Annotated in this window: 3 protein-coding genes; all 3 read left to right on the forward strand. The window is 39.8% G+C overall.

What is annotated here, in order from left to right:
• On the forward strand, positions 1-1,726 hold a 1,726-nt coding region (locus tag Q0X89_RS07560), incomplete at its 5' end, for an ATP-binding protein (RefSeq protein WP_297692751.1).
• Between the two features lie 38 nt (positions 1,727-1,764).
• Positions 1,765-2,142, forward strand: coding sequence for a response regulator (locus Q0X89_RS07565; RefSeq protein WP_297692753.1), 378 nt, complete (start codon positions 1,765-1,767; stop codon positions 2,140-2,142).
• Positions 2,139-2,688 (forward strand): response regulator (locus Q0X89_RS07570; RefSeq protein WP_297692755.1); only part of this gene is annotated, 550 nt, incomplete at its 3' end. The genes Q0X89_RS07565 and Q0X89_RS07570, both read left to right, overlap by 4 nt.

Here is a 2,688-nt window from a genome sequence, read left to right on the forward strand (position 1 = left end):
TTATCTTCAAATTGCCATCATAAATTATTATTTTTTAAATGATTTTAGTACAGGCATACAAAATTATTTTGATGCCCTGAAGATTTACGATGATATTAATTATACCACAGGTGTTGCTGAAATGCATTTATACTTGCAGAGTTTGTACAGGGATATTGGAGATTACAAAAACGCTTTAATGCATGCCTTTGCCGGCCAGCAAATAGCAGAATCTAATAATGTTGCGGGCAGGGCCTTTACCTTCGAAGGCCATCGGCTTAGTCCGTTGGCTTTAGCTGAAATTGCCGAAACATATATACAAATGCATCAATTAGATTCCGCAGAATTTTATATTCGAAAATCAATTAATCAAAATGAACTTTTTAAAGGGTCTAAATGGAATTTTCCAATATACATGCTTGGAACCATACAAAACCTGAAAGGGGATTATAAGGGTGCACTAGCTACTTTTCGCTCGGCAATTCCGCTGGCAATACAAAATGAATTTTTCCACGATACTTTACAGATATACGGTGGTATGTCAACCTTATTTAAAAACACTAAAGAATTGGATTCTGCTATTTATTACGCCAAAATGGTTACCGAATCTTCAGATCCCAATAGAGAAACACATTATTGGCTCAATTCAATAAATAACATTGCGCAATCATATAAACTAAAAGGAAATATAGACAGTACACTTAAATACACTGAATATTTTCATCATGTAAAAGACAGTATTTTTAGCAGGAATAAAGATCGTGCGGTGCAGAATATTGGTTTTAATGAAAAATTAAGACAACAGGAAATAATTTCTGCACAGGCCAAATATAAAAGCCGCTTACAACTTTATGTATTCATTGCTGGACTGCTCGTTCTTTTGTTTATTATAGGAATATTGTGGCACAACACGAGGGAAAAACAAAAAGCCAAATCTAAAATTGAAAAAGCCTATACCGAATTAAAACAAACCCAGGCCCAACTCATCCAATCCGAAAAGATGGCTTCACTCGGTGAACTCACGGCCGGTATCGCCCATGAGATACAAAATCCGTTGAACTTCGTGAACAATTTTTCGGATGTTAATAAAGAATTGTTGGAGGAATTGAATGAGGAAATTCAGAAAGGAAATTTTGATGAAGTGAAAGCCCTCGCTAAAGATGTAACCGACAACGAAGAAAAAATAATCTTCCACGGTAAAAGGGCAGATGCCATAGTAAAAGGCATGTTGCATCACAGCAGGGCCGGAAGCGGGGAAAAAGAGCTCACAGATCTCAACGTGCTGGCCGACGAATACCTTAGATTAGCTTACCATGGTCTCAGAGCCAAAGATAAGACGTTCAACGCGATCACTGAGACCCATTTTGATGAAGGATTGAGCAAAGTAAATGTAGTACCGCAGGACATTGGAAGGGTAATCCTGAACCTGATCACCAACGCGTTTTACGTAGTTAAAGAAAAGGCAGAGCAACAGCCAGAAGGATATGAACCCACAGTTACCGTTACGAGCATAAAGAAAGACGACAAAGTATTGCTTCGTGTTAAGGACAATGGGAACGGGATCCCAAAAAAAATACAGGACAAGATCTTCCAGCCTTTTTTTACCACCAAACCAACGGGGCAAGGCACGGGATTAGGCCTGAGTATGAGTTATGACATCGTCACAAAAGGGCACGGGGGTACATTACAAATGAAAACAATAGAAGGACAAGGGACAGAATTTACCATTGAGTTACCTGTCAAATAAAACGGATAAACCAACTTAGAACCAGAAACACGTATACCATGAAAATATTAGTAGTAGACGACGAACAAGACGTAAAAATACTTTTTCAGCAACGCTTCCGCAAAGAGATCCGGAATGGGGACCTGCAGTTTGTATTCGCTTTTTCAGGGGAGGCAGCGGTAGATATGTTAAAGGATCTGGAACACGAGGCTGTACTCATTCTTTCGGATATTAATATGCCCGGGATGAGCGGGCTGGATCTGCTGAAATTCATAAAAAAAGAATACGTAAAACCCCCTCCGGTTGTAATGATGATCACGGCCTATGGGGATGAAGAGAACAGATCAAATTCCAAACGTTTGGGAGCAGATGATTTTCTGACTAAACCTCTGGATTTTAGGTCATTAAAAAACAAATTGAAAGACATTGCATTATGACAAAAATAATGGTCGTCGATGACGAATCAGATTTGGAAGTCCTGATAAAACAGAAATTCCGAAAAAAAATACGGCAAAAGGAATACGAATTCTTATTTGCCCAGAACGGTCAGGAGGCTCTCGAAAAAGTGAAGGAAAATCCCGATATAGACATTGTCCTGAGTGACATCAATATGCCTATTATGGATGGGCTTACCCTGCTCACTAAACTCAATGAGCTGAGTCCCCTCATCAAGTCCGTCATCGTTTCTGCCTATGGGGACATGGATAATATCCGGACGGCCATGAATCGCGGCGCCTTCGATTTTATCACCAAGCCCATCAATTTCGATGACCTTTCTATTACGATGGAAAAAACGGCAGCTTTTGCCAGACAACTCAAAGAGACGCTGCAGGCCATAAAGGAAAACAACATCCTTAAAATGTATGTGGACGACAGTGTTTTGAACTTTATGGGGACCAAGGAATACGAATCCACCGTCATGCTGAATGAAACCATTGAAGCGACCGTTGTCTTTCTGGACCTCTGTGGGTTTACCAGGTTAG

It is taken from the genome of uncultured Eudoraea sp., from assembly GCF_947258525.1.
GTDB lineage: Bacteria > Bacteroidota > Bacteroidia > Flavobacteriales > Flavobacteriaceae > Eudoraea.

Coding starts and splice junctions, on each gene's coding strand:
- Q0X89_RS07565 (WP_297692753.1), top strand. CDS start 1,765: ATGAAAATATTAGTAGTAGACGACGAACAAGACGTAAAAATACTTTTT.